Annotated in this window: 11 protein-coding genes; 5 read left to right on the forward strand and 6 right to left on the reverse strand. The window is 59.5% G+C overall.

The window, feature by feature from the left end; translation table 11 throughout:
* Window position 1 precedes the first annotated feature (1 nt).
* From hldE to MXF20_RS12120, 3 genes are all read right to left on the reverse strand, one after another.
* Window positions 2-1,426: a bifunctional D-glycero-beta-D-manno-heptose-7-phosphate kinase/D-glycero-beta-D-manno-heptose 1-phosphate adenylyltransferase HldE gene (gene hldE / locus MXF20_RS12110; RefSeq protein WP_325969575.1), complete on the reverse strand. Its 1,425-nt coding sequence runs from the start codon at window positions 1,424-1,426 to the stop codon at window positions 2-4.
* A 67-nt stretch (window positions 1,427-1,493) separates the two neighbouring features.
* Window positions 1,494-4,352 (reverse strand): bifunctional [glutamate--ammonia ligase]-adenylyl-L-tyrosine phosphorylase/[glutamate--ammonia-ligase] adenylyltransferase, encoded by a 2,859-nt coding sequence (gene glnE / locus MXF20_RS12115; RefSeq protein ID WP_325969576.1) that lies wholly within the window; start codon window positions 4,350-4,352, stop codon window positions 1,494-1,496.
* Between the two features lie 33 nt (window positions 4,353-4,385).
* Window positions 4,386-5,696, reverse strand: a complete 1,311-nt coding sequence (locus MXF20_RS12120) for an inorganic triphosphatase (RefSeq protein ID WP_325969577.1) — start codon at window positions 5,694-5,696, stop codon at window positions 4,386-4,388.
* A gap of 205 nt (window positions 5,697-5,901) precedes the next feature.
* On the opposite strand from MXF20_RS12120, the gene MXF20_RS12125 reads away from it, so the two are divergent.
* Window positions 5,902-6,525 (forward strand): TIGR04211 family SH3 domain-containing protein, encoded by a 624-nt coding sequence (locus tag MXF20_RS12125; RefSeq protein ID WP_010618709.1) that lies wholly within the window; start codon window positions 5,902-5,904, stop codon window positions 6,523-6,525.
* A 141-nt stretch (window positions 6,526-6,666) separates the two neighbouring features.
* Window positions 6,667-7,899: a multifunctional CCA addition/repair protein gene (locus tag MXF20_RS12130; protein WP_325969578.1), complete on the forward strand. Its 1,233-nt coding sequence runs from the start codon at window positions 6,667-6,669 to the stop codon at window positions 7,897-7,899.
* An 18-nt stretch (window positions 7,900-7,917) separates the two neighbouring features.
* Here MXF20_RS12130 and bacA read toward each other — a convergent pair whose 3' ends face one another.
* Together bacA and folB are read right to left on the reverse strand one after the other, a co-directional pair.
* Window positions 7,918-8,736 carry an undecaprenyl-diphosphate phosphatase gene (gene bacA, locus MXF20_RS12135; RefSeq protein WP_031280132.1) on the reverse strand — a complete coding sequence of 273 codons (819 nt, stop codon included), beginning with the start codon at window positions 8,734-8,736 and terminating at the stop codon, window positions 7,918-7,920.
* 191 nt (window positions 8,737-8,927) lie between these two features.
* Window positions 8,928-9,287 carry a bifunctional dihydroneopterin aldolase/7,8-dihydroneopterin epimerase gene (gene folB / locus MXF20_RS12140; RefSeq protein ID WP_325969579.1) on the reverse strand — a complete coding sequence of 120 codons (360 nt, stop codon included), beginning with the start codon at window positions 9,285-9,287 and terminating at the stop codon, window positions 8,928-8,930.
* 107 nt (window positions 9,288-9,394) lie between these two features.
* Between folB and plsY the strand changes: the two genes are divergently transcribed.
* Entirely contained in the window at window positions 9,395-9,994 is a 600-nt protein-coding gene (gene plsY / locus MXF20_RS12145) for a glycerol-3-phosphate 1-O-acyltransferase PlsY (protein WP_325969581.1), read from the forward strand.
* Window positions 9,995-10,024: 30 nt separating this feature from the next.
* On the opposite strand, the gene tsaD is transcribed toward plsY, so the two are convergent.
* Window positions 10,025-11,038 carry a tRNA (adenosine(37)-N6)-threonylcarbamoyltransferase complex transferase subunit TsaD gene (gene tsaD / locus MXF20_RS12150; RefSeq protein ID WP_325969583.1) on the reverse strand — a complete coding sequence of 338 codons (1,014 nt, stop codon included), beginning with the start codon at window positions 11,036-11,038 and terminating at the stop codon, window positions 10,025-10,027.
* A gap of 281 nt (window positions 11,039-11,319) precedes the next feature.
* On the opposite strand from tsaD, the gene rpsU reads away from it, so the two are divergent.
* Window positions 11,320-11,535, forward strand: a complete 216-nt coding sequence (gene rpsU / locus MXF20_RS12155) for a 30S ribosomal protein S21 (RefSeq protein ID WP_001144069.1) — start codon at window positions 11,320-11,322, stop codon at window positions 11,533-11,535.
* Between the two features lie 118 nt (window positions 11,536-11,653).
* Entirely contained in the window at window positions 11,654-13,399 is a 1,746-nt protein-coding gene (dnaG, locus tag MXF20_RS12160; protein WP_325969584.1) for a DNA primase, read from the forward strand.
* Window positions 13,400-13,455 lie beyond the last annotated feature (56 nt).

The following is a 13,455-nucleotide window of genomic DNA, read 5'->3' on the forward strand; positions in this document are numbered from 1 at the left end:
CTTACTGGCTGCGAATGGTTTTGATGATGTTGGTGGTTGAGATACCGTCTTCAAAGTTGAGCACGCGCACGTCGCCGCCGTTGGCCCACACCTCTTTACTGCCCGCGATATCTTCCGGCTTATAATCACCGCCTTTCACCAGCAGATCCGGCAGCACTTCGGCAATCAGCCGCTGCGGCGTATCCTCTTCAAACAGCACCACCCAGTCCACCGCTTCCAGCGCACCGAGCACGATCATGCGGTTTTCCTGCGGATTCACCGGACGGGTTTCGCCCTTCAGACGTTTGGTGGATGCATCGCTGTTGACCGCCACGATCAGGCGATCGCCCAGTTTGCGCGCGTTGGCCAGATATGAGACGTGGCCGGCGTGCAAAATGTCGAACACGCCGTTGGTCATGACCACTTTCTCACCGCGCTGACGCGCCTGTGCCACCGCCGCTTTCAGCTCCGCTTCGGTCATCACGCCAAAGCCGCTGTCCGGCCGCGCGTGGATAGCGTTCTCCAGTTCCACGGTGCTGACGGTTGAAGTTCCGAGCTTGCCGACCACCACGCCTGCCGCGGCGTTGGCGAGGAAGCAGGCATCTTCCAGGCTCTCACCGGCAGCCAGCACCGCCGCCAGCACGCCGATCACCGTATCGCCGGCACCGGTGACGTCATACACTTCCTGCGCCTGGGTTGGCAGATGCAGCGGCGCTTTCCCCGGCTGCAGCAGCGTCATCCCGTTTTCCGAGCGCGTCACCAGCAGCGCGGAGAAGTCATAATCGGCGATCAGCTGCATACCGCGGCTGACGATCTCCTCTTCGCTTTTGCACTTGCCGACCACCGCTTCGAACTCGGACAGGTTTGGCGTCAGCAGCGTCGCGCCGCGATAGCGTTCGAAATCGGTGCCTTTCGGGTCAATCAGCACCGGCACCCGCGCCGCACGCGCCAGCTGAATCATGGTCTGCACGCTGTTCAGCGCGCCTTTGGCATAGTCGGACAGCACCAGCGCGCCCGCCTGCGCCAGCGACTGACGCAGGCGATCGTGAATCGGCTGCGGATCGACCTGCTCGAAGCCCTCTTCAAAGTCGAGGCGAATCAGCTGCTGGTTGCGCGACAGCACACGCAGCTTGGTGATGGTCGGATGGCTGTCGACGGCGACGAAGTCACACGCAACCTTCACCTGCGCCAGCGTTTCGCGTAGCACGCGCGCGGCTTCATCGGCACCGGTCAGGCCGATAAGGCGGGAATCGGCGCCCAGTGCGGCGATGTTCATCGCCACGTTGGCCGCGCCGCCCGGACGCTCTTCAATGGTATCCACTTTGACCACCGGCACCGGGGCTTCCGGCGAGATCCGGCTGGTCGGGCCGTACCAGTAGCGGTCTAACATCACATCGCCGACAACCAGCACAGCGGCCTTGCCAAACGCGGGCAGTGTAACTTTCATGCAGAGACTCCAGACTTCAACGTTCAGTCAAAATAATGCGCGGATAATAGCATAGAAGCCGCCAGGCTCACTGCTCCGTGTCATCCGCGTTACTCGCGGCCAGCCAGCGCTGCCAGCTGGCGTGCACCACGGCGCGTTCGTCAGCGAACGATGCCGGATCGACGTGACCCGGCAGTTCCTGCAGCGCGAGATGATGCAGCGCATCGCGCAGCGTGACGTAAGCATGCGTCAGCGCCTGCGCTTCCTCATCAGCCATGATGCCGTGGCGCGCCATCAGTTCGAAAATGCGTACGTTATCCGACCAGCGCGTCAGCGCTGGCTGGCGGGCGGCGTAACCTAAGACCAGATACTGCGCGATGAATTCAATATCGGTGATACCGCCCTCATCGGTTTTAATCTCCCAGCGGCCTTTGTGCTTATTACTGAGGTGCGCGCGCATTTTTTCACGCATTTCGCGCACCTCGGTTTGCAGCTTCGCGCCTTCACGCGGCAGGCAGAGAATACCGCGCCGGATCGCATCGAAGCGTTCACACAGCGCCGGTTCGCCAAACACGATGCGCGCGCGCACCAGCGCCTGATGTTCCCACGTCCAGGCTTCATGGCGCTGGTAATCATCAAAGGCAGCAAAAGTGCTGACCAGCATGCCGGCCGCGCCAGAAGGGCGCAGGCGTGCGTCCACTTCATACAAAATGCCGGACGAGGTGCGGGTGCTGAACAGGTGCATCACACGCTGGGCCAGACGCAGATAAAACTGGCGCCCGTCGATGACGCGTTCACCGTCGGTTTCGGCATCATCCGGGCAGTCGTGCAGAAACACCAGATCGAGATCCGAGCTGTAACCCAGTTCCCAGCCGCCCAGTTTGCCGTAGCCGACCACGGCAAAACCGCGCTCGCTGTCGCTGGTGAGGTGCGAAGGACGGCCATAGCGCTGCACCATCATCTGCCACGCCTGCTGCACCACCGATTCAATGATCGCTTCCGCCAGCCAGGTTAAGTGATCGCTCACTTTCATCACCGGCAGCGTGCCGGCAATGTCGGCGGCGGCGATACGCAGATGCTGCGCCTGTTTAAACTGACGCAGCGCCTCCAGCTGCTGCTCTTCATCATCGGTCGGAATGCGCAGCAGATACTGGCGCAGTTCGTCACGATAGGCGTCGGTAGCGGTGGGCTGATACAGCGTGGCCGGATCGAGCAGTTCATCCAGCAGCAGCGGATAGCGCGCCAGCTGGCTGGCGATCATCGGCGAAGCGCCACACAGGCGAATCAGATGGCGCAGCGCGCCGTGATACTCGGTCAGCAACTCCAGGTAGGTGCTGCGCGTTAATACGCCCAGCAGCAGCGGCGTCAGACGAGCCAGCACCACATCGGCGTCGTCGCGCGCGCACACTTCGCTCAGCAGGCGCGGCATTAATTGATCGAGCGCCAGCCGGCCGCGCGGGCCGATGGTGCGACGACTGACGTCCTGGCGAAAATCGTTCAGCGCCCGATACAGCGCCTGGTGTTGCGCCGGCTGCAGCTGCGGCACCACCGGCAGCAGATCGCTCTCTTCCAGCGCGTCCTGCCACAGGCTGGCAAACTCCGCCAGCTGCGGCTGATCGTCGACATCCGGCGCATCATCGCCTATCAGCTCGTCGAAAATGCGGCGCACGCCGGCCATGTGCTGCTCCAGCTGCGCCAGCAACGTTTCCCAGTCCGCCATGCCCATCGCCCAGGCCAGGCGCTGGCGGTCGAGCGGATTGTCCGGCAGCGTCTGCGTCTGTTCATCATTGATGCTTTGCAGCAGGTTTTCCAGCCGGCGTAAAAACAGATAGGCAGCGCGCAGGTGGTCAACCTGCTCAGGCGTTAGCAGCGCCAGCTCTCCGATGGCCTGCAGCGTGGGCAGCAGCGAGCGCAGCTGAAGTGAGCGCTCACGTCCGCCACGAATCAGCTGGAATACCTGAACGATGAATTCGGTTTCGCGAATGCCGCCGGCGCCGAGTTTGATGTTGTCCTTCAGGCCGCGCCGCCGTACTTCACGCGCAATCATGCCTTTCATGTTACGCAGCGACTGAATCACGCTGAAATCGATGTAGCGACGGTAGACGAACGGGCGCAGCATCTGCTGCAGTTCCTGGCTCCAGTGGCCGCCGTCATCGCCCATCAGCCGCGCTTTCACCATCGCGTAGCGCTCCCAGTCACGGCCCTGCTCCTGGTAATAATCCTCCAGTGCGGCAAAGCTCAGCACCAGCGGGCCGCTGTCGCCAAACGGGCGCAGGCGCATATCCACGCGATACACAAAGCCATCGACCGTGGGCTGATCCAGCACCTTTATCAGCCGCTGCCCCATGCGGGTAAAGAACTGTGCGTTGTCGAGCTCGCGCCGGCCGCCGTGGGTGACGCCGTTTTCCGGCCAGGCGAAGATCAGGTCAATATCGGAAGAGAAGTTGAGTTCACCGCCGCCCAGCTTGCCCATGCCGAGAATCAGCATCGGCTGCGCTTCGCCGGCAGCGTTGCACGGCGTGCCGAAATCGCGGCAGCAATCCTGCCACACCCAGTCGCGCGCGGCGGCGATCAGCACTTCCGCCAGCGTGCTGAGCTGCGTCAGGCTCTGCCCGGTGCTGGCCTGCTCCAGCGCCTGCATCCACGCGATGCGCACCAGCATATGGCGGCGGAACAGGCGCAGTTCGCGCATCAGGGAGGCTTCGTTATCCACCGGTTGCAGCGCCGTTGCCAGCCAGGCGGCATAGTGCTGCCACTCCTCCGGCTGCGGCGGTTGCTGCTGCAGCTGTTGCCACCACGCCGGATGCTGCTGCAGGTTATCCACGATAAAGTCACTAAAGGTTAGTGCGCCAGCCTGCTGCGGCGTGATCGCCGTCAGCGGCAAAGCCAGACGTTCTGCCACGCTGGCGAGCTGCGCCTGCATCAGCGCCGGTAACGGTAACGACATCTTTCCTCCCTGATGATTAGTAGTGCCGCGGCCTTAGCGTTTTGCGCCGTTGTTCAGCCAGAACGGCGGTTGACGGGTCGCCAGATTAACCAGCTGAATCAGGCCGCGCTCCTGTTTCTCATCAATAGCGTGCTGCAACTCCTGCCAGCCCGCCAGCCACTGGCTGACCTCTTCCGCCGGATACGCGCCCGCCAGCAGATGCACCGCCAGCAGCTGACGCTTCAGGCGCGTGGCTTTGTCCTGGAATTCATTAAACAGCTGTACGTCGACGAAGGTTTCACGCAGATCCGCGCCAATGCGCCCCAGCATGATGTCGCTGAAGCGTTTAAACGATCCCTGCAGCTTACTTTTGCTCTTTTCATCCAGCCACGGCTGCCACTGCGACTCTACCAGCCAGTGAGTAAGCGCTAACTGAGCTTCAACCGCGGTCGATGAGAAGCAGATCGTTTCCGCGCTGGCGTCGCTGTCCGCCAGCAACTCTTCCAGCTGAGTCAGCTTCTGACGCAGCGCGCTGTTGGCCTTGCGCGGCACCAGCGCGCCAAACAGGGAAAACGCCTGACGCAGCGTTTCCAGCGCTTCAATTACCCGTGCTCTGGCGTCTTCGTTACCGCGCAGCCAGACCTCTTCATGGTATTGCCAGTGGCCGAGCGCCGCGCTCATGGCGTGAACCATGCCCTGCTCTACGGTGGCTTTGGCGGCGATTTTCTGCAGCGGCAATGCGCGCAGCGGTCGCGGTGCGTTGCCCTGCGCCAGCTGATAGCCGCGTGCCGCTTTGCTCAGGCTGCCGAGGCGCAGGCCGCCCATGGCGATCAGCGCGCTGGCAAAGGTCAGCATGTCACTGCGCTGTCCGCGCTTAAGCTCCAGCTCCACTTCGTACAGCGGCTCGCTCAGCTCACCGGCGGCAACGCTGCCACAATCGAACGCCACTTCTATTTCACTGTCGCCAACGCTCACCAGCCAGGTTTCACGCTGGAAATGGGTGCTGAACAGCGGTTGCAAACGCTGCTGCAGCGCAGCAACCTCGGTGCCCTGCGGCCAGATCTCCGCCGGCAGCCGGGCGATGTCCAGCTGCGGCTCGCTGAGATCGACGTTGTACTCCGGACGCTGATGCAGACCGCCCAGCGTTTTGCCGGCGGTTTTCAGCGTCATTTCATAACGCTGATCTACACCGCGAATGCGCAGGCCCATATCCCAGCGGCGCAGCTGATTGTCGTCGGTTTCGTAATAGATGTTGGTCAGCTCGCGCGCGGCGTGATGCTGATGTGGCCAGGCGGCAAGCGTCTGCGCCAGTTTTTCGGCGGCTTGCGGGGTGGCAATGAACTTTAATTCAATTTCGATGGTCATAATTTTTTATTCAATACGCTGCTGGCACTTACAAGTGTAATCTGGCGAAGAGTAATGCACCGCAAGCCTGCTGTCTCTGCTTTCTTGTGCTTTTACGACCCTTTTCGCACCGCATTGAGACCAGGATAGTTCTCATTCAGATTTATGCGAAGCGACTCCAGACTGTGCCGGTAAATTTACGCCCATCATGAAAAAACGATATCGAATGAAAAAAATCACACTTGCCGCCCTCTCTTTGCTGGCTTTCAGCGCCATCGCACCGGCCCACGCGGCCGATGAAAAACGTTACATCTCCGACGAATTATCCACCTGGGTACGCAGCGGACCGGGCGATCAGTATCGCCTGGTTGGCAAGCTGAATGCCGGGGAGGAAGTCACGCTGCTGCAAACCAATAATGACTCGCAGTATGCGCAGATCCGCGATGCAGAAGGCAAAACTAACTGGATCCCGCTGTCGCAGCTCAGCGCCTCGCCCAGCCTGCGCACCCGCGTGCCGCAGCTGGAGCAGCAGGTCAAAGAGCTGACCGATAAACTGGCGAACATTGATAACAGCTGGAATCAGCGTACGTCAGAGATGCAGAACAAGGTGGCCAATAGCGACGGCACCATCAATGGCCTGAAAGAAGAGAATCAGAAGCTGCGCAATGAACTGATTGTCGCGCAGAAGAAAGTCAGCGCCGCTAACGTTCAGCTGGATGACAAACAGCGCACCATCATCATGCAGTGGTTTATGTATGGCGGCGGCGTGCTCGGCGTCGGTCTGCTGCTTGGTCTGCTGCTGCCGCACATGGTGCCGCGCCGCAAGAAAAACGATCGCTGGATGAATTAAACCCGCCACGTCATTTGTGGTTTGCCGGAAGGGGATCGTAAGATGCCCCTTTTGGCATGCCCGCATTTTCGCCAAAGTATGCAACAATAACGTAACAAGCGTGCGCGGCACGCAAAAGTGGATTGCCTCTGGAGTGGTTGAGTGAAGACGTTTCTGGTCGGTGGCGCAGTGCGTGATGCCTTACTACGTTTGCCGGTAAAAGATAGAGATTGGGTGGTGACCGGCGCGACGCCCGACAGCATGCTGGCGCAGGGCTATCAGCAGGTAGGCCGGGATTTTCCGGTTTTTTTACATCCTGACAGCCGTGAAGAGTATGCGCTGGCGCGCACCGAGCGCAAAAGTGGCAACGGTTATACCGGCTTCGTGACACAGTTCGCGCCGGACGTGACGCTGGAGCAGGATTTACAGCGCCGCGATCTGACCATCAATGCCATCGCCCAGGCCGCTGACGGCACGCTAATCGACCCTTATAACGGTCAGCAGGATTTGCAGCAGCGCACCCTGCGTCACGTGTCGGCAGCCTTTAATGAAGATCCGCTGCGCGTGCTGCGCGTGGCGCGCTTTGCTGCCCGTTTCGCCCACCTCAACTTTCGCGTCGCACCCGAAACCCTGGCACTGATGCGCGCGATGGCGCACAGCGGCGAACTGGCGCACCTCACCGCAGAGCGGGTGTGGAAAGAGACGGAAAAAGCGCTGCTGACGCGCAATCCACAGGTCTATTTCCAGCTGCTGCGCGACTGCGGCGCATTGCAGGTGCTGTTCCCGGAAATCGACAACCTGTACGGCATTCCGGCCCCCATTAAGTGGCATCCGGAGATCGACACCGGCGTTCACGCGCTGATGACGCTGACCATGGCCGCGGCGCTCTCCGACCAGCTTGACGTGCGCTTCGCCACGCTGTTCCACGATGTGGGTAAAGCGCTGACGCCGCCGGAGAAGTGGCCGAGCCATCATGGTCACGGCCTGGCTGGCGTACCGATTGTCGAAGCGCTGTGCCAGCGGCTGCGCGTGCCGAATCAGGTGCGCGATCTGGCGCTGGTGGTGACGGAGTTTCACGATATTGTCCATACCATTGAACGCCAGCCGGCTGCGGCGCTGGTGGCGCTGTTTGACCGCATCGATGCGTGGCGCAAGCCCGATCGCGTGGAAAAGATGGCGCTGACCAGCGAAGCCGATGCACGCGGGCGCGCTACGCTGGAGAGCATGGCTTATCCGCAGGGCGATTATCTGCGACAGGCGTTCGCGCTGGCGCAGGCAGTGCCGACAAAAGCGGTGGTCGAAGCAGGGTTCAAAGGCGCGGATGTGCGCGAAGAGCTGACGCGTCGGCGCGTGCTGGCATTGCAGGAAGGCTTGATCGAGGCGCGGCCAGCGTAACCGGCCGCGCCTCGCGCATTACATAAAGATAGCGTAAACCGCTGCCGCAACGATAAAGCGGTAGATGGCGAACGACACGAACGAGATGCGCTTGATCAGCTCAAGGAACACTTTGATCGCCAGCAGCGCGACGATGAATGCGGTCACGAAGCCCACGGCAAACATCGGGAAATCCTGCATCGTCAGGAAGCCCATGCTCTTGTAGAGATCGAGACCGGTAGCACCGATCATCATCGGTACCGCGAGGATGAAGGAAAACTCGGACGCCGCATAGCGGCTGACACCCATCAGCATCCCGCCGGAGATGGTGGCGCCGGAACGCGAGAAGCCCGGCCACAGCGCCAGACACTGGAAGCAGCCAATCATAAACGCCTGGCGATAGGTGATATCGTCAATGCCCACCGCTTTCGGCTGCTTTGGCTTGAGGTACTCTGCCGCCAACAGCAGCACGCCGCCCACCACCAGTGCATACATCACGTTGATCGGGTTAAACAGGGTTTTAATCTGGTCATGCAGCACCAGGCCAATCACCACCGCCGGCACCATTCCGAGCAGAATGTGGATCAGCGTCAGTTTTCCGCTGCCAACGCCTTCGTGGCGCTCCTGGCCGAAGTGAATGCCAATCAGGCCAAACAGCCGGCGCCAGAACATCACTACCACCGCGAGGATTGAACCCAGCTGGATCACCACTTCAAAGGTTTCCGCTTTCTCACCCTCGAACCCCAGCAAATGGCCAACAATAATCATGTGGCCTGTGGAAGAGACCGGCAGGAACTCCGTAAGGCCTTCCACAACCCCCAGGATTGCAGCTACCCATAGCTGATGAATGTCTGCCATCAAATTTTACCCTCTATCCGTTTTAAACAGTAAAAAGGCGGTCGCGCACCGCTACCGCCTGAAATTATGCCTGCGCCAGCATGAAGGAAACCTTAAGGATTTCGGTCACTTCACCTTGGCCAGCGCAACGGCCTCCACTGAAACACACCATAATTTGGTTTGGTTTCATTGTGATGGCAATCACGCAGGATTTATTTAGGAATAGTCCCGCGCTCAATTCGCACGCCCACGCTCGACGCCTGGGCGACAGCCCCCGGTTTACCGACCTTCACGCGCACGCCGGGCGTTTTGAAACGATTCATCAACAGATCGGCGATTTCTTCCGCCACCCGTTCGACCAGCGCAAAACGCTGTCCCTGTAAATGATTGAGGATCGCTTCGGTGACATCGGCATAGCTCAGGCAGTGGTTCACATCGTCGCTTACCGCCGCCCGACGGTTGTCCCACGCCATTTCGACATCGAGCACCAGCTTCTGCTGCATGCCCTGTTCCCAGTCGTAAACGCCAATGGTGGTGAACACGGTGAGTTGTTCTATAAATACGATATCCATGATGTCACTCTCTGTTTTTGGCCTGGCCGGATACCACTTCCGGCGGATTATGCGTATTATCCACGCTTATCGAGAACAAAACGACCCAAAAGGAACGGTACGAAGCTATGAGTGCTATCGCGCTTGGTATGATTATTTTCGCGTATCTTTGCGGCTCGATTTCCAGTGCGATCCTGGTTTGTAAACTCGCTGGTTTACCCGATCCCCGCAGTGCAGGCTCTGGCAATCCGGGCGCCACCAACGTATTACGTCTTGGCGGCAAAGCAGCCGCAGCAGCGGTGCTGATTTTTGACGTGGCCAAAGGCATGGTGCCGGTATGGATCGCCTGGTGGCTGCACGTCACGCCGATGTATCTGGGCCTGACGGCTATCGCTGCCTGCCTCGGTCATATCTATCCGGTGTTTTTCCGCTTTCGCGGCGGCAAAGGTGTGGCGACCGCGTTTGGTGCCATCGCGCCGATTGGCTGGGACCTGACCGGCCTGATGACCGGCACATGGCTGCTGACGGTGCTGCTCAGCGGCTATTCATCGCTGGGTGCGATTGTCAGCGCGCTGATTGCCCCGTTTTACGTCTGGTGGTTTAAACCGCAGTTCACCTTCCCGGTGTCGATGCTGTCATGCCTGATTCTGCTGCGCCATCACGACAACATTCAGCGGCTGTGGCGCGGTCAGGAAAACCGCGTGTGGAAGCGTAAGAAGAAGCAATAAAAAAACCGGCGCGCAGCCGGTTTTTTGTCATCAGATGGCCGGCAATTCCGCCAGCGGCCAGCGTGGCCGTACGCTGACGCCCAGTTCACTGCGCGTGCCGCCTTTCAGCCGCACCATGCCGGCATAGGCAATCATCGCGCCGTTGTCGGTGCAGAACTCCGGACGGGCATAAAACACTTCGCCGCCGCGCGCGCTCATCATTGTCGCCATGCGTTCACGCAGCGTGCGGTTGGCGCTGACGCCGCCGGCAATCACCAGCCGTTTAAAGCCGGTCTGTTCCAGCGCGCGCTTGCATTTGATCATCAGCGTATCCACTACCGCATCTTCAAAGGCGCGGGCGATATCGGCACGCGCCTGCTCATCATCCTGGTGTTCGCGAATGGTATTCGCCGCGAAGGTTTTCAGGCCGGAGAAGCTGAAATCCAGCCCCGGACGATCGGTCATCGGGCGCGGGAATTTAAAGCGATCCGGCGTGCCCTGCTGCGCCATGCGCGACAGCATCGGACCGCCCGGATAATCCAGCCCCAGCAGCTTGGCGGTTTTATCGAACGCTTCCCCGGCGGCATCGTCAATCGATTCGCCCAGCAGCGTATATTCACCAATGCCGGTGACGCTGATCAGCTGCGTGTGGCCGCCGGAGACCAGCAGGGCCACGAACGGGAATTCAGGTGGATTCTCTTCCAGCATCGGCGCCAGCAGATGGCCTTCCATGTGATGCACCGGCACCGCCGGTACGTTCCAGGCGAACGCCAGCGCGCGGCCAATGGTGGCGCCAACCAGCAGCGCGCCCACCAGTCCGGGACCGGTCGTGTAAGCCACGGCGTCAATCTCTCCGGCCTGGAGACCAGCCTGTTTCAGCGCGGCCTGGATCAGCGGCACGGTTTTCCGCACGTGATCGCGCGAGGCCAGTTCCGGCACCACGCCGCCGTAATCGGCATGTAATTTTACCTGGCTATATAATTGATTCGCCAGCAGACCGGACGCATCGTCGTAAATCGCGATGCCGGTTTCATCGCAGGACGTTTCAATACCCAGAACTCGCATAGCTTTATCACCCTCTTCTTGCGGCGCGCAGTGTAGCACAGGCCGCCTGACGCCTGCGCCCCTCCGGATGCGAAAAAGTGTTTTTCTGTCGCGCAAAGAGTGCGCTATACTCCACGGCCTGAAAAAACCGGCAGCCGCACAGGCAAACGCTCCTGTTGGTTCTAAATTGTCCATGGTGCTTTACAAGCCAGCCGCGCCTGGAGTAAAATGCTGCACCATTTTGAAATGTGCTGGCGCCGCAGTCAGCAGCAAAAACCGAATTTTATCGAGGTGAGAGTTACATGCCGGTAATTAAAGTACGTGAAAACGAGCCATTCGACGTAGCACTGCGTCGCTTCAAGCGTTCCTGCGAGAAAGCAGGCGTTCTGGCTGAAGTTCGTCGTCGTGAGTTCTATGAAAAACCAACGACTGAACGTAAGCGCGCTAAAGCGTCTGCTGTTAAGCGTCACGCCAAGAAACTGGCTCGCGAAAACGCACGCCGCACTCGTCTGTACTAATTTCTTTCGGAAGTTCGCTTCCGCCGCGTGTTAAACGCAGACAGAGTCAAGTAAGAGGCCGTGCTTTCCGAAAGGAAGCGCGGCTTGTTGCCGTTTATGAGCTGAAAAACCGGGGCTTATGGCTGGACGAATTCCACGCGTATTTATCAATGATTTACTTGCCCGCACGGACATCGTGGATCTTATCGATGCCCGCGTTAAGCTGAAAAAGCAGGGTAAGAACTATCACGCGTGCTGTCCTTTCCATAACGAAAAAACCCCCTCTTTCACCGTAAGCGGTGAGAAGCAGTTCTACTACTGCTTTGGCTGTGGTGCCAAAGGCAACGCCATCGATTTCCTGATGAATCACGATCGTCTGGATTTTGTCGAGAGCGTAGAGGAACTTGCCACGCAGCACGGCTTAGAAGTGCCCTACGAAGCGGGCAACGGTCCGAGCCCGATGGAGCGCCATCAGCGTCAGAGCCTGTATCAGCTGCTGGAAGGTTTAGACAGCTTTTATCAGCAGAGCCTGCGTAATCCACAGGCGACATCAGCACAACAGTACCTCGCCACGCGCGGGCTGAGCCAGCAGGTGATCGATCACTTCGCCATTGGCTATGCGCCGGCCGGCTGGGACAACGTGCTGAAGCGCTTTGGTCAGCAGAAAGAAGATCGTGAATCGCTGATGGAAGCGGGCATGCTGGTCAGCAATGACAGCGGCCGCACTTACGATCGTTTCCGCGATCGCGTGATGTTCCCGATTCGCGACAAGCGCGGACGCGTGATTGGTTTTGGTGGTCGCGTGCTGGGCAACGATACGCCCAAGTACCTGAACTCACCGGAAACACCGATTTTCCATAAAGGCCGCCAGCTGTATGGCCTGTATGAAGCGCAAAAAAATCATCCGCAACCGGCGCGTCTGCTGGTAGTGGAAGGCTACATGGACGTGGTTGCGCTGGCGCAGTTCGGCATTGATTATGCTGTCGCCTCGCTGGGCACCTCGACCACGGCGGAACATATCCAGCTGCTGTTCCGCTCGACCGATAACGTGATCTGCTGCTACGACGGCGACCGCGCAGGCCGTGAAGCCGCCTGGCGTGCGCTGGAAACCGCATTGCCTTACATGAATGACGGGCGTCAGCTACGCTTTATGTTTTTGCCCGACGGTGAAGACCCGGATACGCTGGTGCGTAAAGAGGGTAAAGCGGCGTTTGAAGCGCGGATGGAGCAGGCCATGCCGCTCTCCACGTTTCTGTTCGACAGCCTGATGCCGCAGGTGGATCTGAGTACGCGCGACGGCCGCACCAAGCTGGCGACGCTGGCGCTGCCGCTGATCAGCCAGATTCCGGGTGAAACGCTGCGCATCTATATTCGTCAGACGCTGGGTAATAAACTCGGCATTCTGGACGATAACCAGTTAGACAAGCTGATGCCGAAGCTGGCAGAAAGCGGTACCGCGCCAGTCGCGCCACCGATGAAACGCACCACCATGCGCGTGCTGATTGCTTTGTTAGTGCAGAATCCGCAATTTGCCGCCATCGTGCCTGCGCTGGACGGACTGGAGCAGTCAAAATTAGCGGGATTGCCGCTGTTTGTGGAGTTAGTCCGCCGTTGTGCTGAGAATCCTGGCCTGACCACCGGACAGCTACTAGAGTTATATCGCGGGACAGAATTTAGCCAGCCCCTTGAAACACTGGCGACCTGGAACCACATGATCGTAGATGACGAAGCGGAAGAAGTATTCCAGGACTCGCTGGCAAGCATTTACGATTCTGCGCTGGAACAGCGCCTCGAAGCCTTGATTGCGCGCGATCGGACAGAGGGCCTGAGTGCCGCCGAACGCCGTGAATTCTGGGCATTAAGCCAGGCATTAGCGAAAAAATAAGATTTTACCGGGTCAGAACGAGGAAGGCTGATAACGCCGCCGTTCTAGCCTGATGT

This window comes from Pantoea dispersa, assembly GCF_035783935.1.
Lineage (GTDB): Bacteria > Pseudomonadota > Gammaproteobacteria > Enterobacterales > Enterobacteriaceae > Pantoea > Pantoea dispersa_C.

Coding starts and splice junctions, on each gene's coding strand:
- MXF20_RS12120 (WP_325969577.1), bottom strand. CDS start 5,696: ATGACCATCGAAATTGAATTAAAGTTCATTGCCACCCCGCAAGCCGCC.
- hldE (WP_325969575.1), bottom strand. CDS start 1,426: ATGAAAGTTACACTGCCCGCGTTTGGCAAGGCCGCTGTGCTGGTTGTC.
- tsaD (WP_325969583.1), bottom strand. CDS start 11,038: ATGCGAGTTCTGGGTATTGAAACGTCCTGCGATGAAACCGGCATCGCG.
- glnE (WP_325969576.1), bottom strand. CDS start 4,352: ATGTCGTTACCGTTACCGGCGCTGATGCAGGCGCAGCTCGCCAGCGTG.
- folB (WP_325969579.1), bottom strand. CDS start 9,287: ATGGATATCGTATTTATAGAACAACTCACCGTGTTCACCACCATTGGC.
- MXF20_RS12125 (WP_010618709.1), top strand. CDS start 5,902: ATGAAAAAAATCACACTTGCCGCCCTCTCTTTGCTGGCTTTCAGCGCC.
- plsY (WP_325969581.1), top strand. CDS start 9,395: ATGAGTGCTATCGCGCTTGGTATGATTATTTTCGCGTATCTTTGCGGC.
- rpsU (WP_001144069.1), top strand. CDS start 11,320: ATGCCGGTAATTAAAGTACGTGAAAACGAGCCATTCGACGTAGCACTG.
- dnaG (WP_325969584.1), top strand. CDS start 11,654: ATGGCTGGACGAATTCCACGCGTATTTATCAATGATTTACTTGCCCGC.
- bacA (WP_031280132.1), bottom strand. CDS start 8,736: ATGGCAGACATTCATCAGCTATGGGTAGCTGCAATCCTGGGGGTTGTG.